The following is a 21471-nucleotide window of genomic DNA, read 5'->3' on the forward strand; positions in this document are numbered from 1 at the left end:
TCCTACAAAATGCGACTTGGACAGGACCGAATACCGATGAAATCCGGAAACCGCCACGCGGGTTGCACCCGCCCTACCAAAGCCCGTATAGAAACCCGATCCGGCGGATCATCCGTCTCCCTGTAGGAGCCCACTTGTGGGCGATCTCGGCCTTTCAGGCAACTCCGTGTCGTCGGTTTAATTCAGATCGCCCACAAGCTGATCGCAGCCCGGTGGGCTCCTACAGAATGTGGCCAGAACCGAAGCCCGGACGAACCCGAGGAAACATTACAGAGGCACACCCTATACTTACGTCCAATAGGCGCCGGGCCGGGCGCCCTGCGAGCGTGTCAGCGCTGTACAACAAGACCAATAACGAGGCGCCCCATGAGCAAAGCAGACGCCATCGTCGAAGCGGGCAAGACCGCAGTGATGCAGAACATCCAGGGCACGCTTGAGCTGCTGCGCAAGTACCCGCCCTTCAATCAGATGGAGCAAGGCCATCTCGCCTTTCTCGTCGAGCACTGCAAGCTGCGCTTCTATTCCAAGGGCGACTCCATCATCAAACCGGCCGACGGTCCGGTTCGATACTTCTATATCGTCAAGCAGGGCCAGGTCGTCGGTGAGCGGCCGCATTCCGCCAAACGCGGCACTGAGACGACGTTCGAGATCGAGGCGGGTGAGTGTTTTCCGCTGGCGGCGCTGCTCGGCGAACGGGCGACCCGCACCGAACACCTGGCGGGACAGGACACCTTCTGCTTCCTTCTGAGCAAGGATGCCTTCGTCCAGCTCATGGCGCGCTCAACGCCCTTCCGAGACTTCGCGCTACGTGGCGTGAGCAGCCTGTTAGATCTGGTCAACCAACAAGCGCAACGCCGCGCGGTGGAAACACTGGGCGCGGGCCATTCGCTGGATATGCCACTGCGCGGCCTGGCGATGCGCAAGCCGGTCAGCTGCCTTCCCGCCACGCCGTTGCGCGCGGCCGTGAAACACATGCACGAAGCGCAGGTGGGCAGCATCGTCATCGTTGACGAGCAAAGCCGCCCAAAAGGCATCTTCACCTTGCGCGACCTACGCGAAATCGTTGCCGATACGTCGGCGGACCTCGACCAGCCGATCGCGGCATTGATGACCCAGGCGCCCTTCTATCTTGCCCCGGACGCCAGTGCATTCGATGCCGCGATCGCCATGACCGAGCGGCACATCGCGCATGTCTGCCTGGTGGAAAGCGAACGGCTGATCGGCGTCGTCTCGGAGCGCGACCTGTTTTCCCTGCAGCGGGTCGACCTTGTGCACCTGGCACGCACCATTCGCCATGCTGGACGACTGGAAACCCTGATCGCACTGCGCGACGACATCCGCCGGCTGGTCGATCACATGCTTGCGCAAGGCGCGAGTTCGACGCAGATCACCCACATCATCACGCTACTCAACGATCACACGGTCTGTCGCGTCATCGAACTGACGATCGAGGCCCACGGCGATCCGGGCATTCCCTTTACCTGGCTCTGCTTTGGCAGCGAGGGGCGCCGAGAGCAAACGCTGCACACCGACCAAGACAACGGCATCCTGTTCGACGCACAGGACGCGGAGGAAGCCCAGCGCATCCGCACGCAGCTACTGCCACTGGCGCATCACATCAACGAAGCGCTGGCACGCTGTGGGTTCAGCCTGTGCAAAGGCAACATCATGGCGTGCAATCCCGAGCTATGCCTGTCGACCACGGAATGGCGCAAGCGCTTTGCCGGATTCATCCGCGAAGCGACGCCGGAAAATCTGCTTGGCTCCAGCATTTACTTCGACCTTCGCGCAGTGTGGGGCCCCACCGAAGGTTGCGAGCGGTTACGTGCCGACCTGCTCGCCTGGGTGGCGGACAACGCGCTGTTCCAGCGATTGATGGCTGCGGATTCGCTGCGCCATCGTCCACCGTTAGGCCGCTTTCGCGATTTCGTCGTGGCACGCCGCGGGGCGGAGAAGGATACGCTCGACCTCAAGACCGAAGGGCTCACGCCATTCGTGGACGGTGCGCGGTTGTTGGCGCTGGCTAATGGCATCAGTGAAGTCGGCACGCTCCCACGTTTGCGCGCTTTGGTCGGCAAAGGTGTAGTCGACGCGCTCGACGGAGCCGCTTACGAGGAGGCCTATCAATTGATCCAGCAAACCCGCCTGCAACTGCATCAAACCCTCGCCCGCGCTGATCAAGCGTTTTCAAACCGCATCGACCCAGACACGCTGAATCATTTGGACCGACGCATCCTGCGCGAATCCTTCCGCCAGGCACAACGCCTGCAAACCAGCCTGACATTGCGCTATCAGCTATGAGGTTCTTTCCCTGGGGCAACCGTTCGGTAACGCCTGAACTAACCCTCGAACAGGGCCGGCGTTTGGATTCGTTGCGGGCGCTCAGGCCCAGAGAAGACCTGGATATACGCGAAGGGCGAATGGTCGTCGTGGACGTGGAAACCACCGGACTCAATATGCAAAAAGACCGTGTGCTGTCCATTGGGGCCGTGACCATCGAGCACGGCGCGATCGATCTTGGCCAATGTTTCGAATGCACGCTACGCCGCGAAGCGTTGCCCGGTGCCAGTACGTTGATTCATGGGCTCGGCCCGGAAGCGCTGGCCGACGGTGACGAACCGTCGGACGCCTTGCTGGCCTTTCTCGACTACCTCGGCGAAAGCCCGCTGCTGGCCTTTCACGCCGACTTCGACCAGCGCATGCTGACGCGTGCATTCAAAGAAGATCTCGGCTATTCCTTTCAACACCCATTTCTCGACATTGCCGAATTGGCGCCGCTCCTTCATCCGGACGCGTTACCACCACGCGCCGGTCTGGATGACTGGATCGCGTACTTCGGTCTTGGCGTAGGGCAGCGCCATCATGCCAGTGCGGATGCCCTGGTGAGTGCGGAGTTGGTGTTGATGTTGTTCAACCATGCCCGACGGTGGGGAACACAGCGGTATGCAGAGCTCGGAGATCAATGTCGACATTGGCGACGCTCCTGTTCGGCACCAGGCTTCTAGATGACGCCCCTCATATAACTAGCCAGCCACGTTAGGCCGCAAGTAAAAGCGCATCTGGCCTAGCGCTTTTCTGTAGGGGCGACTTTAGTCGCTATCGGTATCGACGCCGCCTAATCTCGTAAAGAGAGCAACGTCCGAGTTTGGTAACAGAGCGCTCTGCGACTGCCAGGAGATCAACGCGGTCCGATAAGCCCACCCGGCTAAAGCCGCCCCTACAGAAAGCATGGCAAACACGGAGCCTCTATCAATCCGTATCACATGAAACGCCATGAACCGGGTGGTAGCAGTCGCCGAAATCAACTAAGAGTAGACACGAGCCTAACAATGCGAATAATTATCGCTGGCTCCTGCATTGGCAATTGACGTCAACGCCTATGGACGGCGCCGACCTCTCTCACCACTCCTGCAGGCCAAACCATGTTCAGCTCTTTGATTTCGCGAAAGACCGGGATTGCCCCCGCACTACTACCGCTGTGTATTGCTGCCGGAATCTACGCCGGTCCTACGTTCGCGCAATCCGTGATTCTTGAGCCCGAAGGCGTCAGCGCTGAGGAATCCGGGACGCTAGAACTAAACGAGACCGCGATCAATGCAAGCGCAGACGCTTCGGCCGACGGACTGGTCGAGCCTTACGCGGGTGATCAGGTCGCGCGCGGCGGACGTGTCGGCATCCTGGGTAACCGCGATTACATGGAGACGCCTTTCACCTCCACCAACTACACCTCGCAGTTAATCCAGGATCAGCAAGCTCGCAGCGTAGCCGACGTGCTGCAGAACGATCCTTCCGTACGCATCGCCCGTGGATTCGGAAACATGCAGGAACTGTATGTCGTGCGCGGCTTCCCGCTGTATTCAGACGACATCTCCTATAACGGTTTATACGGTTTGCTGCCGCGTCAATACGTGGCATCCGAATTTATTGAGCGGGTGGAGGTGTTTCGTGGCGCAAGCGCCTTTCTGAATGGAGCCGCGCCAGGAGGCACCGGCATCGGCGGTGCCGTTAACATCTTGCCCAAACGCGCGCCGAATGAGCCGCTGACACGGCTCACCGTAGGCGCAGACAGCGGAGGTCAAGGAACGGTCGCGGCCGACCTAGGCCGCCGTTTCGGCGCTGAAAATCAGTTCGGGGTTCGACTTAATGCAGCTAAACGCGACGGCGAGACTGGCGTCGAAGACGAAGATCAAACACTGGATATGTTCGTCTTGGGGCTGGACTACCAAGGCGATCGGCTGCGTTTGTCCGCAGACATCGGCCATCAATATCACTTCCTCGACAATCCTCGCCCTAGCGTTACACCGAACGGCGGTATCCCCAGCGCGCCGGATTCCGACGACAACTTCGCTCAGCCATGGACCTATTCAAAGGAGAAACAAACCTTTGGAACCTTCCGCGCCGAATATGACTTCGCTGACTCAGTGACCGGCTGGCTAGCTGCCGGCGTCAGGGATGGAGAGGAGAAGAATCGCCTATCCAACCCATCAGCAGCGCCGGACGGAACGACTTCAGGCTCGCGTTTCGACAACCACCGTGAAGACGACGTATTCACCGGCGAAATAGGCCTACGCGCCCGTGCGCAAACCGGGTCCGTATCGCACGAACTCGTAACATCCGCTGCGATTTACGATTCGAAGGAAAAGAACGCCAACCAATTTTATTCGGCCGTAGCAGGCAACCTGTATGACCCGTTCGATGCGGCCCTTCCTACCACCGTCACGTTTGACGGGGGTGACCTGTCAAACCCGAAAGTTACCGAGCGCATTCACACCAAGAGCTTTGCGTTAGCCGACACGCTGGGCTTCATGGATGATCGACTTCTGGTAACGCTTGGCGCTCGCTGGCAGGGCATCGAGACCAAAAGCTACGCATCCACGACCGGTAATCGCAGCGCTCAATACGATGACTCCGAAATCACTCCGGTCGCCGGAGTGGTGTACAAGCTAAATGACGAATTGTCGGTCTACGCCAACTACATCGAAGGCCTGACAAAAGGAGATAGCGCTCCGTCGCAAACCAGTGGAAACCTTCCTGTACTGAATGCTGGCACAAGTTTAGCCCCCTATGTCGCCAAACAAACTGAAGTTGGCCTCAAATACGATGGCGGCGCACTCGGTGGCAGCATCGCGGTATTTAGCACAGAGCGGCCGTTCGGAGTCCTCGAAGGACAGACCTTCCGTGAAGGCGGGGAACAGCGCAACCGCGGTATCGAGCTGTCGGCATTCGGGGAACCGGTATTTGGCGTGCGCGTGCTCGGCGGCGTGACACTACTCGATGCTAAACAAAAGAAAACGCTGAACGGTGTCAACGATGGAAACTATGCCATTGGTGTACCTAAGGTGCAGGCCAACATTGGTGGCGAATGGGATGTCCCAGGCATCTCAGGCCTGACACTGACCAGCTTAGTGGTACATACCGGCAAGCAATACGCCAGCGCCAGCAACGATCTGAGATTGCCATCGTGGACACGATTGGACCTAGGCGCCCGCTACAAGGTGAAACTTGATGATCGCGACGTCACCTTCCGCGCGCGCTTGGACAACGCTACCGGGCGTGACTATTGGGCATCGACCGGCGGCTACCCAGGCGCTAATTACATGGTTCTTGGCGCACCACGCACGCTCGCATTGAGCGCCACCGTCGACTTCTGATTCAAATGACAACCGGCGGCCCAGCCGCCGGCTTCACACTTCAACACTCCGGCCGCCCAGCGACATTTTTCTTCGCGGGGTCGACCGCGACATCGAAGGCGCGCAGCGCCTTGGCCCCGATCAGCAGTGGGTAGGAAAAGTGACTGCGGTCGGTCAAGTTGACCTCCACGGTCTTGCGCACATTGCCCAGGCACATTTCCAGCTCGATGACGGGCCGTTCGCTGGCACCGGGCGCTTCGTCCTCTTCGCCTTGCTCGTCAGCGCGATTCTTGATTTTGCTTACCCGCGCCACTGGATATTCGTAGAGCGTGTTATCTGCCTTCGCTATCGCCAGGCGAAAGCGTACCCAAGTTTCGCCCTTACGCCGAAAACGCTCGATGTCCTTTGCCGAGAGCGATGCGGTTACGGCTCCCGTATCCATCTTCGCCGGCAAGGTCTTGCCCAGTTGTGACAGGTGGATTTGCTCGTAGCGCCCGAGCACCTGGACCTCAGCCATCGCGTTGAAAGCGCTGGCGGCGAGCACCATGGCAACGGCGGCAATAACGGTTTTCACATCGAACTCCTGAACCTAGGTTTAGTGCTGAATCAACGGCAGCGGCATGATGGTGTTCGTGTCCTGGTAGAGCAAGTGCGAAGCGCACAGGCGTGCCGATTCGTAGAGCGGATGAAACCCGCGTAGCAGGCCCATGACTCGGCGGGGATCATCCGCCCTACGAAAAGCCCGCCGGTATCGCGTGCAGCTACGGTGACGAGGCGTAACAGCGCACATCTGGGCGAGCCTCGGGTCAATCGCTATCATCGCCCCTCACTTTCGCCCTGGAGTCCTCGATGCGGCCGTTTCTGACCGCTGCCAGCGTCCTGCTGCTGGCCATCGCCAATACAGTGATCATGATCATCCCGTTGATGGCGATCGCGTTGCTCAAGCTAATCCTGCCGAGCCAATCCCTGCGTCGCGCGTGTTCAATCGGCGTGATGCGCATCGCTGAGGCCTGGGCCGAGGTCACCAAGGCCATCTTCGGCTGGCTGACCCCGACGCGTTGGGACATTCGCGGGCTGGAGAAATTACGGCGCGACACGTCGTACCTGATCATCAGCAATCACCAGAGCTGGGTCGACATTCCGGCGCTGCTACAGACATTCAACCGCCGCACGCCCTACTTCAAATTCTTCCTCAAGAGCGAGTTGATTTGGATTCCCCTGCTCGGCCTGGCCTTCTGGGCGCTCGACTACCCGTTCATGAAGCGTTACAGCAAGGCCAAGCTGGACAAGTACCCGCACCTCAAGGGCAAGGACCTGGAAATCACCAAGGCTGCGTGCGAAAAATTCAAGGATTTGCCCGTCGCGATCATCAACTACCTGGAAGGCACCCGCTTCACGCCGGCCAAACACGCCGAGCAGGCGTCGCCCTATCGCTATCTGCTCAAGCCAAAAGCAGGCGGCGTTGCGTTCGTGATGGCGGCCATCGGGCACGGGCTCGATGCCATTCTTGATGTGACGATCGTTTATCCCGGTGAACGCGCGCCGGGATTCTGGGCGCTCATCAGCGGGCAGTTACCCGAGGTGATCATCGATGTGAGGGTGCGCCCGCTCGACCCGAGTCTGTGCGACGGCGACTATCAGAACGACCCTGCCTTCCGGGCGCGGGTTCAGGCTTGGGTGAGCGACCTCTGGGCAGAAAAAGACGCGCTCATCGCGTCGATCAAAGGCGAAGGGGTAACGCGCCTCCAATCCACATCACCTCGCACCTAGGCATCACCACCAGCCTCGTCAACGCGGGGCTGATCAGCCAGCGCAGCGTTGTCCCCGCCATAGCGACGTGCCACCTAAACGAGCACCGCCCACCTTCGAAATCGTCCCTCACTGCGCACGTTCCCGATAGCGACAGGACATGTCTTTCGGCGTCCTTCCATTCTTTATTGATTGATCGTTCAACTTAAATAACCTAGACTTTTTGTCATTCCCTTCCGACTGCCCCCTCTCTTTATAGAGGCGCGTTGCTGTCGGTGCAGACAAGACAAGAGGACAGGTGATGCCCCGTTTTGAGACCCAGCGGCTGTACATCCATGGCGAATATGTCGATGCCAGCAGCGGTGATACCTTTCAGACCATCAACCCTGCCAACGGCGAGGTACTGGCGGACGCGCAGATCGCCAGCCCTGCGGACGTCGACCGCGCGGTGAGCAGTGCCACCGAAGGGCAGAAAGTTTGGGCGTCGATGACGGCGATGCAGCGCTCGCGCATCCTGCGTAAAGCGGTAGACCTGCTGCGCATGCGCAACGACGAGTTGGCCGCATTGGAAACGCTGGACACCGGCAAGCCGCTGTCCGAAACGCAAGGTGTCGACATCGTTACGGGTGCCGATGTGCTCGAGTACTACGCCGGCTTGATCCCGGCGATCGAAGGCGAGCAGATTCCGCTGCGCGACACGAGCTTCGTCTATACCCGCCGCGAGCCGCTGGGTGTCGTCGCAGGCATCGGTGCTTGGAACTACCCGATTCAGATCGCCCTTTGGAAGTCGGCACCGGCCTTGGCGGCGGGCAACGCCATGATCTTCAAGGCGAGTGAAACGACGCCGCTAACCACCTTGAAACTGGCCGAGATTTATACCGAGGCGGGCGTTCCCCCCGGCGTCTTCAACGTCATCAGCGGCCCCGGCAGCGTTGGACAGCTGATCACCGAACACCCGGCTATCGAGAAGGTCTCGTTCACCGGCGGCACCGTCACCGGCAAGAAAGTCATGGCCAGCGCCTCAGGCTCGTCGCTCAAGGACGTCACCATGGAGCTCGGCGGCAAGTCACCACTGATCATTTTCGAGGACGCCGACCTCGACCGCGCCGCAGACATCGCGGTCATGGCCAACTTTTTCAGTTCGGGCCAGGTGTGCACCAACGGCACCCGTGTGTTCGTCCCAAATGCATTGAAAGAAGCCTTCGAGGCGAAGGTCCTGGAGCGCGTGAAGCGCATTCGCCTCGGCGATCCGACCCGCGACGAAACCAACTTCGGCCCGCTGGTGAGCTTCGCGCACATGGAGAAGGTGCTTGGCTACATCCAAAGCGGCCGCGACGAAGGCGCCCGTGTGTTGATCGGCGGCGAGCGTGTGACCGACGGCGCGTACGCTAACGGCGCCTATGTCGCACCCACTGTATTCACTGACTGCCGCGACCACATGCGCATCGTGCAGGATGAAATCTTCGGCCCAGTGATGAGCATCCTCGCTTACGAAACCGAAGACGAGGTCGTCCGCCGCGCCAATGCCACCACCTACGGCCTGGCCGCGGGCCTGGTGACGGCTGATCTGACGCGCGCGCATCGCGTGATCCACCGGCTCGAAGCGGGTATCTGCTGGATCAACACCTGGGGCGAGTCCGCCGCGGAAATGCCCGTAGGTGGCTACAAGCAGTCCGGCGTCGGCCGTGAAAACGGGCTTGCCGCGCTCAACCACTACACCCGCATCAAGTCGGTACAGATCGAACTCGGCGAATTCGCTTCGGTTTTCTGAACACGCGGAACCGTAGGGTGGATGGGCCGCAAGGCGGCGTAATCCACCGTTCAAACCCACATCGTCCGGTGGATCGCAGGCTTGCCATCCACTGAGCCAGGAGGGACAGGATGAACATCGAATACGACTACATCATCATCGGCGCCGGCTCGGCAGGTAACGTCCTGGCGACGCGCCTTACCGAGGATGCGGATGTCAGCGTCCTGCTGCTCGAAGCGGGTGGCCCGGACTACCGCATGGACTTTCGTACCCAGATGCCAGCAGCGCTAGCGTTCCCCCTGCAGGGTCGCCGCTACAACTGGGCATACGAAACCGACCCCGAACCTCATATGAACAACCGCCGCATGGAATGCGGCCGCGGTAAGGGCCTGGGCGGTTCCTCGCTGATCAACGGCATGTGCTACATCCGTGGCAACGCGATGGACTTCGACAATTGGGCCAAGGCCCCTGGCCTGGAAGACTGGACGTACAGCGATTGCCTGCCTTATTTCCGTAAAGCTGAAACCCGCGACATTGGCCCAAACGACTATCACGGCGGCGATGGTCCGGTAAGCGTCACCACGCCGAAGGCCGACAACAACGTGCTGTTCCACGCGATGATCGACGCCGGTGTGCAGGCCGGTTATCCCCGGACGGACGATCTGAATGGCTACCAGCAGGAAGGCTTCGGCCCGATGGATCGGACGGTCACGCCAGAAGGACGGCGCGCCAGCACCGCGCGCGGCTACCTGGACCAGGCCCGCGAGCGCCCGAATCTGACGATCATCACTCACGCCACGACTGACCGCATTCTGTTCAGCGGCAAGCGTGCGAGCGGCGTAGCCTTTCTCGAAGGCAACAGCAATCAGGCAAAATCCGCCCATGCGCGGCGCGAAGTACTGCTGTGCGCCGGCGCGATCGCCTCGCCGCAGATCCTGCAGCGCTCCGGCGTGGGCCCCAGCGACCTGCTTCGTGATCTCGACGTTCCGCTGGTCCACGACCTGCCCGGCGTGGGTGCCAACCTGCAGGACCATCTAGAGATGTACCTGCAGTACGCATGCACCCAACCCGTGTCGCTGTATCCGGCCTTGAAGATGCTCAATCAGCCGGGTATCGGTGCCAAATGGCTGTTCTCGGGTGAAGGCATCGGCGCCAGCAACCAATTCGAAGCGGGCGGTTTCATCCGTACACGCCCGGAGTTCGAGTGGCCGAACATCCAATTCCACTTCCTGCCGGTGGCGATCAACTACAACGGAAGCAACGCGGTACACGAGCACGGCTTCCAGGCACATGTCGGCTCGATGCGATCGCTAAGCCGCGGTCGGGTTCACCTGAAATCGAGGGACCCGCGCCAACATCCGAGCATCCTATTCAACTACATGTCCCACGAGCAGGATTGGCAGGAGTTTCGCGACGCGATCCGCATCACCCGCGAGATCATGCAGCAGCCCGCGCTCGATCCTTATCGGGGGCGCGAGCTCAGCCCAGGGTTGGACTGCGTCACCGACGCCCAGCTGGATGCGTTCGTCCGCGAGCATGCGGAGACCGCGTTCCATCCATCCTGCTCGTGCAAGATGGGCAACGATGAGATGGCGGTCGTCGATGGACAAGGCCGAGTGCATGGCGTAGATGGACTGCGCGTGGTGGACGCGTCGATCATGCCGGAGATCATTACCGGTAATCTCAACGCGACCACCATCATGATCGCCGAGAAGATCGCTGACCGTATCCATGGCCAGGCACCGCTGCCACGCAGTACTGCGCCGTATTACCAGGCGAACGGTGCACCTGTTCGCGGCCTGCCCACGCGGCATGAGATGCAGCGGTCGGCGTAGCGCGGGTAAAGCGAGCGCGTAGTAGTCGGGGGCGCTACCGTACGTGGGTTGCACCCACCCTATAGGCTATCGCCACCGCTTCAATGTAGGAGCCCGCCGGGCTGCTACATATACGCAACGCGTTCTGAGTACGTACACGAGCTCTGGTACTAGGTTTTCTCCCAAAACCGCCGCGACAATCCGTCGCAAAAAGAGTCCAACGCATTCCGCAAGCTAAAGAATTCCGACACCGATGCCTGTCGCATTAGACCCTCGCACTGCCCGCCTCCTGCCCTGGCTGGTCGCGATTGCTTTCTTCATGCAGTCGCTCGATGCCACCATCCTCAACACTGCGCTGCCCGCCATGGCGACCGATCTCGGCGAGAACCCGTTACGCATGCAGGCCGTGATCATTGCCTACATGCTCACCGTGGCGCTGCTAATCCCGGCATCCGGCTGGATTGCAGATCGCTTTGGCACGCGGAACGTGTTCTTTGGCGCCATCGTCGCGTTTTCGCTTGGCTCGCTCTTTTGTGCGATCGCGCAGAACTTCGAGATGCTCATTGCCGGTCGGATCATCCAAGGATTGGGCGGCGCGCTGATGATGCCGGTGGGCCGGCTGGTGGTATTGCGGACATACCCTAGAGAAGACTTGGTCCGCATCATGAGTTTCATCACCATGCCTGGGCTGGTAGGGCCGCTGGTCGGCCCTTCGTTGGGGGGATGGCTGGTGGAGTACGCGTCGTGGCATTGGATCTTCTTGATCAACCTGCCGGTTGGCGTCATTGGCTGTATCGCCGTACGGCGTCATCTGCCGGACCTGCGCGGCATCGATACCTCACGGTTCGATGGCTTCGGCTTCATTCTATTCAGTACGGCCATGGCAATGATCAGCCTTGCCCTGGAAGGGCTCGGCCACCAGACGATGTCGCCGGTACGCATGACGCTTTTGCTGCTAGCTGGAATGGGTTGCATGGCGGCTTACTGGTTACGCGCCGCACGTTTCGATCGCCCGCTGTTCAGTCCCACGCTGTTCCATACCCGTACGTTCGCCGTGGGCTTGCTCGGTAATCTCTTCGCACGCCTGGGCAGCGGCGCCCTACCCTTTCTTGTTCCCTTGCTGCTCCAACTGGGCCTTGGGCATTCACCGGCCAGCGCCGGCATGAGCATGATTCCCCTCGCCCTGGCGGCAATGGCCATGAAACCGTTCGCCAAACCGCTGATCGACCGCCTGGGATATCGCCGCGTGCTGGGCGGTAATACTGTCGCCCTCGGCGTGTTGATCGCGAGCCTCGCGCTGCTCGGCTATGGCTTACCCACCTGGATGCTGTGGGCCTTGCTGGCCCTACTGGGCGCGGTCAATTCGCTGCAGTTCACCGCCATGAACACGGTCACGCTGATCGATCTGCGCGACACCAACGCGAGCAGCGGCAACAGCTTATTGGCGGTTGTCGTTCAGGTCGCGATGAGCTTTGGTGTTGCAACCGCGGCTGCCTTGCTGGGTGGGTTTGGCGAAGACCCGGGCCGTCCTGTCATCGAGGCTTTCCAGCTGACGTTGTTGTGCATCGGCGGCCTGACGATCCTATCTTCCGGTATCTTCCTGCAGTTGCATCCGGTCGACGGAGGCCCCACCAGCCGTATCGACAAGCGCAACGAGGTCGAGGGGTGATTGCACGGCCAAGAAAAACGCGTCGCCAGCCAGACGGCACCAGCCGGTTTGGGTATGCTGCCTCCGTTGCATCGATAGACGGCCACGCATGAGCAAGAAAGCAGCACTTGGCAAAACCTTCCGCGACCTATGGGCGCGGGAGAAATTCGCCTATGGCCTCAGGGTTCTGCTGGCGCTATCCGGGGCCATGGCGCTGGGTTGGTACCTGGATCAGCTGGCGCTGGTGATCTCACTGTTTCTCGGCATCATCGCCTGCGCCCTTGCGGAAACGGACGACAATTGGCGCGGCCGGTTGCAGGCCCTAACCGTCACCCTTGTGTGCTTCGCCATCGCCTCATTCTCGGTTCAACTGCTCTTCCCCTATCCCTGGTTATTCGTTACCGGGCTTGCGCTCGCCACGTTCGGCTTGACGATGCTCGGCGCCGTTGGAGAGCGCTATAACACCATCGCCTACGGGACCCTGATCCTCTCCGTCTACACCATGATTGGCGTCGAAGCCCGTGCCATTACCGGCGGGCATTTCTGGCGGGAACCATTGTTACTGCTCGGTGGCGCGGCTTGGTACGGGCTGCTGTCGGTTATCTGGAGCGCGGTGTTCGCCCACAAGCCCATTCAGCACGCGCTCGCGCAGCTCTTCGTCGAGCTCGGGACCTACCTTCGACTGAAATCCGACTTGTTCGAGCCGCTGCGCCAGGTCGATATCGAAAGCCGCCGCCTGGCGCTCGCCCGACAGAACGGCAAAGTCGTCAGCGCCTTGAACAAGACCAAGGAAATCATCTTGAACCGGCTGGGCAACAGCCGCGATGGCACCAAGGTTAAACGCTACCTGCGCCTGTATTTCATCGCCCAAGACATTCACGAGCGCGCGAGCTCATCGCACTACAACTACCAACAGCTCGCCGAAACCTTCTTCCACAGTGACATCCTATTTCGTGCGCAGCGCTTACTCGCCCAGCAAGGACGCGCGTGCCGGATGCTGGCGGAGGCGATCCAGAGGCGCCAGCCATTCGAGCACAACCAGAGCGGCCAGGCATTGGTCGACCTTCAGGCATCGCTTGCGTATTTAAGAGAACAAAACAACCCAACTTGGCGACGCCTGCTGCGCTCGTTGGACGCATTGGCGAACAACTTAAACACGCTGGATCAGAACCTTGCGAACGCGAGCAACCCGGACGCGCTTTCGGATGAGCAGGACAACAGCCTGCTGGATCGCTCACCGCAATCCTTCAAGGAAGCGTTCGATCGCATCCGCCTGAACCTGACGCCAACCTCCCTGGTATTTCGCCACGGCATTCGTTTGACCGTCGCGCTGACCGCCGGATACGGCGTGCTGCATTGGATCCACCCTACACACGGCTATTGGATATTGCTGACGACCCTGTTCGTCTGCCGACCCAATTACGGGGCGACGCGCGTACGCCTGAAGCAGCGCATCATCGGCACCATCATTGGCTTGGTGGTCGGCTGGGCGCTGATCACGCTCTTCCCCGCGCCGATCCTGCAGTGCCTGTTCGCCGTGGCTGCGGGCGTAGTGTTCTTCGTCAACCGCGTCGATCGTTACACCTTGGCAACTGCAGCGATCACCTTGATGGTGCTGCTGTGCTTCAACCAGATTAGCGACGGCTTTGGCCTGATCTGGCCGCGTCTGGTGGATACCGTGCTGGGGACGGTCATCGCTGGGCTTGCGGTCTTCCTGATCCTCCCTGATTGGCAGGGTCGCCGCCTCACCGTAATGCTGGCGAATACGTTGAGCTCCAATGCGCGCTACCTGCAGGCGGTCATGGCGCAATACGACTCTGGCAAACGCGATGACCTGAACTATCGCCTGGCCCGGCGTAACGCGCATAACGCCGACGCAGCCCTGTCGAACTCCTTGTCCAATATGTTGATGGAGCCAGGGCATTTTCGGCGCGATGCCGACGCCGGCTTTCGCTTCCTCGTGTTGTCCCACACGCTGCTCGGCTACCTGTCGGCCCTGGGTGCACACCGTGATGCACTGCCGGACGACGCAACCAGCGACGAGCTCATCGACCGGGCCAGCGCGTTCATCCAGAAGACGCTAGAGGAAGTGGCCAGCGGCCTGCGCAATGAATCCACCATCGCCGTGCACAGCGATACCGAAGAAACGCTCACGAACGAACTCGAACAGATGCCAGACGATCTGCCCGAAAGCCATCGTCTGGTGAGAACTCAATTGGCGCTGATCTTGCGCCAACTCGGCCCGCTACGTACGCTTGGCGTCCTGCTACAGAAGAAGCAGCCGAGCATCCGCGTGCCGAAGAATCTTCCATCGCCGTGATGGAAAGCTCGTCGCGGTGGAACGATCGGTGGCCGTCTACACTAGGTTAAAGCCGTGTGCTGGATGCCGCTGTAAACACCCGTAGCCAGACACACGCTTGCCGCGCTCGCACCTAGTTCGAGGCGTCAGATGGAGCCAACCGTAGTGCGACATATCCTGGTAGTGGAAGACAGTCCGCTCGTATTGAAGATACTTGGCCATCTGTTTCGTCAGCAGCCAGGACTGGAGCCTGTGTTCTGCGCCTCCTACGCGGAAGCGCAACTCATGCTGGAAACCTCAGCCGCCTCGTTTTCGGCCAGCATCGTCGATCTGCACCTGCCCGATGCGCCACGCGGCGAAATCGTCGATCTCATTTTGAGTTATTCGCTGCCGTGCGTAGTGCTTTCGGGCTCGTACGACGAAACGCGGCGAAACGAGCTGCTGGCAAAGGGCATCGTCGATTACGTTCTGAAGGAGAGCCAGTACTCCTACGACTACGCCTTCAGGCTGCTTCACCGTCTGGAAAGCAATCGGAACGTAAAGATACTGGTTGCCGACGACTCGGAAGCGACCCGCAACCTGATACGGCGAGTACTGGCACCGCAACGGTTCCAGATTATCGAGGCACGGGATGGCAACGAAGCACTTGCCGTGCTGCAGGCGCAAACGGATATCGATCTTTTCCTGGTCGACCACAGCATGCCGGGCACTAGCGGATTCGAGCTGGTGAAGATTCTTCGGCAGAAGATGCGCCGCAGCGAGCTCATCATCCTGGGGTTGTCCGCCGATGATAAAGGCACGCTGAGCGCGCAGTTCATCAAGCACGGTGCAGACGACTTCCTGCGTAAGCCGTTCTGCCCGGAAGAGCTGAACTGTCGCGTGATTTCCAGTCTGGAACGGCGGGACCTAATGCGCGCATTAAGGCGAGCAGCCCAATACGACTCGCTGACGAATCTTCTTAACCGACGCGCTTTTTACGAACAGGCTACCCAGCGGCTGCATGACGCGAAGCGCGAGGAAAAGCAGGTGTGCATGACCATGATCGACATGGATTATTTCAAGTCGATCAATGATCAGTTCGGGCACGCGAGCGGTGATTCGGCGCTTTCGACCTTCTCCAAAGCGTTCCGAAGGTTTTTCCCGGATGACGTGCTGGGTCGATTAGGCGGGGAAGAGTTCGCGCTGTTAAGCGTCCGCCCAGGCAGCGAAGTGGTTGCAACGCTCGATGCACTCAGGCAGCGATGCGCGAAACTCGACTACGCCGCCGGCGCTCCACCTCTCTCTTTTAGCGCGGGCGCTTATGAGAGTAAGGCAAGCGATCTGGAGAACCTGCTCCACCAGGCCGATCGCAATCTCTACCGCGCTAAGCATCAAGGCCGTGGAGTCACGGTATTGGGCACTTCTCATAGCGACTCCAACGGGTAGAGACCCGTCAGAGTCGACTCACCCTCACTGTGTGTTCTGAGTACCAGTACCGCTATTGGTACCTGTCCCAGTGCCGGTTGCGGGTGGGGGCGTTTCGCCAGGCATAGCATTACCTTCGCCTGCCCCGGAGCCTTCTGGAGCGTTAGGCGCTGGGGTTGCGGGCTCGGTCGGCGCAGCTGGCTGTTCACCACTTGGCGCTGGTGGCGTAGGAGCCGGCTGTGCAGGCTGCTCACTGGCGCTGTTCGCCGGTGGCGCTTTTGGCTCGTCCGGCCCACCGCACGCGGCGAGCGACAGCGCTAGAACAGGTGGCAGCAGTAAGGCGTAGATACGCATGGAAATCTCCTTCATTTATGTTGACCGCGTTTGTCGGCGACAGCGGATCAAACCAACGCACTGGTCTATTGGGTAATGACGGCTTCTATCAAGCGGATCAGCTGAAGGCTCGAGGCCGCTCTTCGTCATGAGCACTCCCTCGACAGTCGAACCCGAAATCTATTGGCTCGGCCGCTCACCCTCACTGCCGGACGGCGGCGTTTCTGCAGGCAGGGAATCGCCTACGTTTGGTGCGGTTCCCGTTTTGGTGTCAACACCTTCCGAAGCAGTCGGCTCGTTATCCGACGCCGACGACGGCTCGCTTTTCTCAGGTGCTGGCGCTGGAGAGGGCGTGGACTGAGCAGGCTGCTCGTCAGTCCCCTGAGGCTTCTCCGGTTCGTCCGCACCCCCACAAGCGGTGAGGGTTAACGCCATAAACGGTGGCAGTAGTAAGGCGTGCAAACGCATGGTTTTCTTCTCCTCGGTTCACTGTCGGGCCTTCGCCCACTAGCGGTTGACCAAGCCCCAACCGGGAAAGTGCCCAATAGTGGAAATGCACTAATGACGTTATGTATCCGGAGGTTTGCTGAAATAGCGCGTCTCAAAGCTGCGCAGAACAGTGAGAGCCGGCTACAGACGTCGACTATGGGAAACGAAAAAACCCGCCGAAGCGGGTTTTTCTGGAACCGACTGTGATCAGTTCACTTTTGGATCGAGCTCACCATTGGCATAACGCTGGAACATCGCTTCCAGAGAGATCGGCTTAATCTTGGAGGCATTGCCGGCGGTGCCAAACGCTTCGTAACGTGCAATACAGACATCACGCATGGCAGTTACTGTCTTGGCGAGGTATTTGCGCGGGTCGAACTCGCTACGGTTCTTCGCCATGAATTCACGGATCGCACCGGTAGAAGCCAGACGGAGGTCGGTATCGATATTGACCTTGCGAACACCGTACTTGATACCTTCGACGATTTCCTCGACCGGCACGCCGTAGGTTTCCTTGATGTCGCCACCGTACTCGTTGATGATTTTCAGCCACTCTTGCGGGACGCTGGAGGAGCCGTGCATCACCAGGTGGGTATCAGGAATACGCTGGTGGATTTCCTTGATGCGCTGGATGGACAGCGTGTCACCTGTAGGTGGCTTGGTGAACTTGTAGGCACCGTGGCTGGTACCGATGGCGATCGCCAGGGCATCGACCTTGGTGGCCTTGACGAACTCGGCGGCCTCTTCCGGATCGGTCAGCAGCTGGCTGTGATCCAGCGTGCCCTCTGCGCCAACACCGTCTTCTTCACCGGCCATGCCGGTTTCCAGGCTGCCCAGGCAACCCAGCTCACCCTCGACGGACACGCCACAGGCGTGAGCGAAAGCGACGGTCTGCTGCGTTACGCGAACGTTGTAATCGTAGTCAGAAGGCGTTTTGCCGTCTTCTTTCAGCGAGCCGTCCATCATCACCGAGCTGAATCCCAACTGGATGGAGCGCTGGCAGATATCCGGGCTGGTGCCATGATCCTGGTGCATGACGACCGGGATGTGCGGGAATTCTTCGACCGCCGCCAGAATCAGGTGGCGCAGGAACGGCGCACCCGCATATTTACGGGCACCGGCAGAAGCCTGGACGATGACCGGCGAATCGGTCTTGTCCGCCGCTTCCATGATGGCGCGCATCTGCTCAAGGTTGTTGACGTTGAAAGCCGGCACGCCGTAGCCGAATTCGGCGGCGTGGTCGAGCATCTGGCGCATGCTGATGAGTGCCATGGGGTCTCCTCTCCCGATTGGAGTCGTTAATCGTGAAAGCCTGCCGGGTGGGCAGGCCGTATTCAAGTCTTTCAGCGGAAAACCGCTGCATTAATACTAATCGCGCGTCTTCAAGGCGCTTCGCAGCCCTGTCCTATGGGCGCCTGGTTCGCGACCCAGTACACCAGCCCCTGATCACCTTGGGTCTGGAACGCGAGCATGCCGTCGCTATAGAAAACACCATCGGCGGCAGGTTCCTGTTGCAGGCGATAGATATCGTCGCGCCCCTCAAAGCGGACCTCCACGATATCTCGGCTGTCGTCGGCGAATCGCCAAAACACTTCACTTTGGCCGTCGCACACCCAACGGACCCAGGGTCCGCTGGTGGACCGAGCCTCATCACGCCCTGCACAGCCTGCCAATATGGCCAGGGCCAGCAGGGCGATCACCGTTTTCATCACATCTCCAACTTTACAGGGACCACATTACGTTTACGGTCTGACTCAGCAATCCTGAGCACCTCTGACCTCGCCGCGGTTTCCAGTACTCAGCGATTCGACACGCTCGGAGTTCTGCGCGCCCGGATCCATGGGCGGGGGCGGCGAAAACACTTCGCACGCACTTCCGGAACCGCCACCAGCACAACCAGACAGAACGAGAGCCAACAGTACGAGAGCAAACGGGCGCATGTGCAGATCCTCCAGACGGGTTTATCCGGTTGGACCTTCATGACCTGCACGTGGTGCCGCTGACCTAGCGACCGCGCTCCTCGAGGATTTCTACCGCTGGGAGCACTTTGCCTTCGACGAATTCGAGAAACGCACCACCACCGGTGGAGATATAGGACACCTTCTCCGACACGCCATACTTGTCGATGGCCGCCAGGGTGTCGCCGCCACCTGCGATCGAAAACGCCGGGCTTTCCGCGATGGCAAGAGCCAGCGCTTTGGTGCCCTCACCGAACTGATCGAACTCGAACACGCCCACTGGACCGTTCCACAGAATGGTCTTGGAAGACTTCAGCAACTCGGCGAACTGTTTCGCCGTCTGCGGACCGATGTCCAGAATCATATCGTCGTCGGCGACATCGCCGACCGCCTTGACAGTGGCCTCGGCATCCTCTGCAAATGCTTTGGCGACCACCACGTCGACCGGGAGCGGCACGTTGACCTTGGCCGCGATGGCCTTGGCGGTATCGACCAGATCTGCTTCGTACAGCGACTTACCTACCTTGTAACCTGCGGCAGCGAGGAAAGTGTTGGCAATGCCACCGCCCACGATGAGTTGGTCGCAAAGGCTGCTCAGACTGTTCAGCACATCCAGCTTGGTGGACACCTTCGAGCCCGCGACGATAGCGGCCAGCGGACGTGCTGGACTGTTAAGTGCCTTGCCAAGCGCGTCCAGTTCAGCCGCGAGCAGTGGACCGGCGGCGGCGACCTTCGCAAACTTGGCGGCGCCGTGGGTCGAACCCTGGGCGCGGTGCGCAGTACCGAAAGCGTCCATCACGAAAACATCGCACAACGCGGCGTATTTCTGCGCCAACTCATCGGTGTTTTTCTTCTCGCCCTTGTTGAAGCGCACATTTTCCAGCAATACGACCTGACCAGGCTGAACCTCGACGCCGTCCAGGTAATCCTTGACCAGCGGGACGTCGCGTCCCAGTGCCTTGGACAAATAATCGGCGACTGGCTTGAGACTGTCCTCTTCGCTATAGACGCCTTCTTCAGGGCGTCCAAGGTGCGAGCACACCAGTACGGCAGCACCTTTCTCCAGCGCCAGCTTGATCGTGGGCAGGGAGGCGACGATACGGGCATCGCTTTTGACCTTGCCATCCTTCACCGGCACGTTGAGATCCTCGCGAATCAGTACGCGTTTTCCGGTGAGGTCGAGATCAGTCATTTTCAAAACGGTCATGCGATCAGTCCTTTGCAATGGAATTGCTATGTGAGTGAGCGACGTCGAGGAAATGGCTCGCAACGTCGAGCATGCGGTTGGCGAACCCCCATTCATTGTCGAACCAGGCCAACAGGTTCACCAGCCTAGGGCCGGATACCCGGGTCTGACTGCCGTCGACGATCGCCGAATGCGGGTCATGGTTGAAATCGCAACTGGCGTGCGGCAGTTCGGTGTAGGCCAGCAAACCCTGCAAGGGGCCTTGTTCGGAGGCTTCGCGCAGCATCCGGTTGATCGCGTCGGCCGTCACATCGGTCGCCGTTTGCAGAGTGATATCGAGGCAGGACACGTTCACTGTCGGCACACGAATCGCTTTGGCCTGTATTCGACCGCTTAGTTCCGGAAGCAGGCGCTCGATCCCGCGCGGCAAACCTGTGGATACCGGAATCATCGACTGAAACGCCGAACGAGTACGGCGCAGGTCTGCGTCGTGGAAGGCGTCGATCACCGGCTGATCGTTCATGGCCGAATGGATGGTGGTGATGGAGACGTATTCGAGGCCAACGCGCTCGTTCAGCAAGCGCAGCAGCGGAACGCTGCAATTGGTAGTGCAGGACGCAGCGGAAACGAGCCTTTCCTTGCCCGTAAGGGTCGCCTGATTCACGCCCTGAACGATGGTGGCATCGACATCCGCCTCGCTCGCCATGGGCTGCGAGAACAGCACTCGCGGCGCGCCTGCCTGAAGGAATCGTTCTCCAGCAGTTCGCGTTGGATACACGCCAGAGCATTCGAGGACAAGATCGACATCCAGTCCCCGCCAATTCACAGCTTCCGGCTCACCCTCGCGAAACACCTGCACCCGGCTTCCATTCACGTCCAGGCAATCGGCTCCGGCATGAACCGAACCGGGAAAGCGGCCATGGGTAGAGTCGAAGCGGGTGAGATATTCGATGGAAGCAGCGTCGGCGAGATCATTGAGGGCGACGATCTCGAAGTTCGGCGAGGGCGACCGCTCATGCCAGGCGCGCAGTACACAACGGCCGATGCGGCCGTAGCCGTTGAGGGCGACTCGGTAAGGGCGTGAAGCCATGAAATGCCAGGTTCCCGTCGAATCGTTTGAAGCCGTATAAGGCCAGCGGAAACTTAACGCTGTTCAATAAGAACTTTTCTGCTTGTGGGGACGTGTCAGGCAGCGATAGACCATGCCCATA

At 59.9% G+C, this 21471-nt stretch carries 15 protein-coding genes; 9 read left to right on the forward strand and 6 right to left on the reverse strand.

Features of this window, described 5'->3' with window-relative positions:
- Positions 1 to 366 precede the first annotated feature (366 nt).
- From IEY47_RS16510 to IEY47_RS16520, 3 genes are all read left to right on the forward strand, one after another.
- Entirely contained in the window at positions 367 to 2301 is a 1935-nt protein-coding gene (locus tag IEY47_RS16510) for a DUF294 nucleotidyltransferase-like domain-containing protein (protein ID WP_188984658.1), read from the forward strand.
- A complete protein-coding gene (locus IEY47_RS16515) occupies positions 2298 to 3005 on the forward strand; it encodes a 3'-5' exonuclease (protein WP_188984660.1) in 708 nt (235 codons plus the stop codon). Before IEY47_RS16510 ends, IEY47_RS16515 begins: the two co-directional genes overlap by 4 nt.
- Positions 3006 to 3422: 417 nt before the next feature.
- Entirely contained in the window at positions 3423 to 5651 is a 2229-nt protein-coding gene (locus IEY47_RS16520) for a TonB-dependent receptor (protein ID WP_188984662.1), read from the forward strand.
- A 40-nt stretch (positions 5652 to 5691) separates the two neighbouring features.
- On the opposite strand, the gene IEY47_RS16525 is transcribed toward IEY47_RS16520, so the two are convergent.
- The gene (locus IEY47_RS16525) at positions 5692 to 6177 is read right to left on the reverse strand and encodes an ATP-dependent zinc protease family protein (protein WP_373293623.1); all 486 of its coding nucleotides are present in this window, start codon (positions 6175 to 6177) and stop codon (positions 5692 to 5694) included.
- 302 nt (positions 6178 to 6479) lie between these two features.
- Here IEY47_RS16525 and yihG point away from each other — a divergent pair, with 302 nt between their 5' ends.
- The 6 genes from yihG (at position 6480) to IEY47_RS16555 (ending at position 16315) form a co-directional block, all read left to right on the forward strand.
- Complete coding sequence (gene yihG / locus IEY47_RS16530; protein WP_188984666.1) at positions 6480 to 7400, forward strand: 1-acylglycerol-3-phosphate O-acyltransferase, YihG family; 921 nt, start codon at positions 6480 to 6482, stop codon at positions 7398 to 7400.
- Between the two features lie 280 nt (positions 7401 to 7680).
- Entirely contained in the window at positions 7681 to 9150 is a 1470-nt protein-coding gene (gene betB / locus IEY47_RS16535; RefSeq protein ID WP_188984668.1) for a betaine-aldehyde dehydrogenase, read from the forward strand.
- 110 nt (positions 9151 to 9260) lie between these two features.
- The gene (betA, locus tag IEY47_RS16540; RefSeq protein WP_188984670.1) at positions 9261 to 10964 is read left to right on the forward strand and encodes a choline dehydrogenase; all 1704 of its coding nucleotides are present in this window, start codon (positions 9261 to 9263) and stop codon (positions 10962 to 10964) included.
- A 232-nt stretch (positions 10965 to 11196) separates the two neighbouring features.
- Entirely contained in the window at positions 11197 to 12612 is a 1416-nt protein-coding gene (gene mdtD, locus IEY47_RS16545; protein ID WP_188984672.1) for a multidrug transporter subunit MdtD, read from the forward strand.
- Positions 12613 to 12700: 88 nt separating this feature from the next.
- Complete coding sequence (gene yccS / locus IEY47_RS16550; protein WP_188984674.1) at positions 12701 to 14911, forward strand: YccS family putative transporter; 2211 nt, start codon at positions 12701 to 12703, stop codon at positions 14909 to 14911.
- Positions 14912 to 15055: 144 nt separating this feature from the next.
- Positions 15056 to 16315, forward strand: a complete 1260-nt coding sequence (locus IEY47_RS16555; RefSeq protein ID WP_188984936.1) for a diguanylate cyclase domain-containing protein — start codon at positions 15056 to 15058, stop codon at positions 16313 to 16315.
- Positions 16316 to 16339: 24 nt separating this feature from the next.
- Here IEY47_RS16555 and IEY47_RS16560 read toward each other — a convergent pair whose 3' ends face one another.
- From IEY47_RS16560 to epd, 5 genes are all read right to left on the reverse strand, one after another.
- Positions 16340 to 16648, reverse strand: a complete 309-nt coding sequence (locus IEY47_RS16560; RefSeq protein WP_188984676.1) for a hypothetical protein — start codon at positions 16646 to 16648, stop codon at positions 16340 to 16342.
- A 675-nt stretch (positions 16649 to 17323) separates the two neighbouring features.
- A complete protein-coding gene (fba, locus tag IEY47_RS16565; RefSeq protein WP_188984678.1) occupies positions 17324 to 18388 on the reverse strand; it encodes a class II fructose-bisphosphate aldolase in 1065 nt (354 codons plus the stop codon).
- Between the two features lie 110 nt (positions 18389 to 18498).
- The gene (locus IEY47_RS16570; RefSeq protein ID WP_188984680.1) at positions 18499 to 18825 is read right to left on the reverse strand and encodes an MliC family protein; all 327 of its coding nucleotides are present in this window, start codon (positions 18823 to 18825) and stop codon (positions 18499 to 18501) included.
- A 295-nt stretch (positions 18826 to 19120) separates the two neighbouring features.
- Positions 19121 to 20281: a phosphoglycerate kinase gene (locus tag IEY47_RS16575; RefSeq protein ID WP_188984682.1), complete on the reverse strand. Its 1161-nt coding sequence runs from the start codon at positions 20279 to 20281 to the stop codon at positions 19121 to 19123.
- Between the two features lie 4 nt (positions 20282 to 20285).
- On the reverse strand, positions 20286 to 21350 hold the full coding sequence (gene epd, locus IEY47_RS16580; RefSeq protein ID WP_188984684.1) for an erythrose-4-phosphate dehydrogenase: 1065 nt from the start codon (positions 21348 to 21350) through the stop codon (positions 20286 to 20288).
- Between the last annotated feature and the right edge of the window lie 121 nt (positions 21351 to 21471).

Source organism: Pseudomonas matsuisoli (genome assembly GCF_014647635.1).
GTDB classification, from domain to species: Bacteria; Pseudomonadota; Gammaproteobacteria; order Pseudomonadales; family Pseudomonadaceae; genus Pseudomonas_P; species Pseudomonas_P matsuisoli.

What these genes read in the sequence shown, in the direction of transcription:
- IEY47_RS16510 (WP_188984658.1), top strand. Translation starts at nt 367, where the DNA reads ATGAGCAAAGCAGACGCCATCGTCGAAGCGGGCAAGACCGCAGTGATG.
- IEY47_RS16515 (WP_188984660.1), top strand. Translation starts at nt 2,298, where the DNA reads ATGAGGTTCTTTCCCTGGGGCAACCGTTCGGTAACGCCTGAACTAACC.
- IEY47_RS16520 (WP_188984662.1), top strand. Translation starts at nt 3,423, where the DNA reads ATGTTCAGCTCTTTGATTTCGCGAAAGACCGGGATTGCCCCCGCACTA.
- IEY47_RS16525 (WP_373293623.1), bottom strand. Translation starts at nt 6,177, where the DNA reads ATGGTGCTCGCCGCCAGCGCTTTCAACGCGATGGCTGAGGTCCAGGTG.
- yihG (WP_188984666.1), top strand. Translation starts at nt 6,480, where the DNA reads ATGCGGCCGTTTCTGACCGCTGCCAGCGTCCTGCTGCTGGCCATCGCC.
- betB (WP_188984668.1), top strand. Translation starts at nt 7,681, where the DNA reads ATGCCCCGTTTTGAGACCCAGCGGCTGTACATCCATGGCGAATATGTC.
- betA (WP_188984670.1), top strand. Translation starts at nt 9,261, where the DNA reads ATGAACATCGAATACGACTACATCATCATCGGCGCCGGCTCGGCAGGT.
- mdtD (WP_188984672.1), top strand. Translation starts at nt 11,197, where the DNA reads ATGCCTGTCGCATTAGACCCTCGCACTGCCCGCCTCCTGCCCTGGCTG.
- yccS (WP_188984674.1), top strand. Translation starts at nt 12,701, where the DNA reads ATGAGCAAGAAAGCAGCACTTGGCAAAACCTTCCGCGACCTATGGGCG.
- IEY47_RS16560 (WP_188984676.1), bottom strand. Translation starts at nt 16,648, where the DNA reads ATGCGTATCTACGCCTTACTGCTGCCACCTGTTCTAGCGCTGTCGCTC.
- fba (WP_188984678.1), bottom strand. Translation starts at nt 18,388, where the DNA reads ATGGCACTCATCAGCATGCGCCAGATGCTCGACCACGCCGCCGAATTC.
- IEY47_RS16570 (WP_188984680.1), bottom strand. Translation starts at nt 18,825, where the DNA reads ATGAAAACGGTGATCGCCCTGCTGGCCCTGGCCATATTGGCAGGCTGT.
- IEY47_RS16575 (WP_188984682.1), bottom strand. Translation starts at nt 20,281, where the DNA reads ATGACCGTTTTGAAAATGACTGATCTCGACCTCACCGGAAAACGCGTA.
- epd (WP_188984684.1), bottom strand. Translation starts at nt 21,350, where the DNA reads ATGGCTTCACGCCCTTACCGAGTCGCCCTCAACGGCTACGGCCGCATC.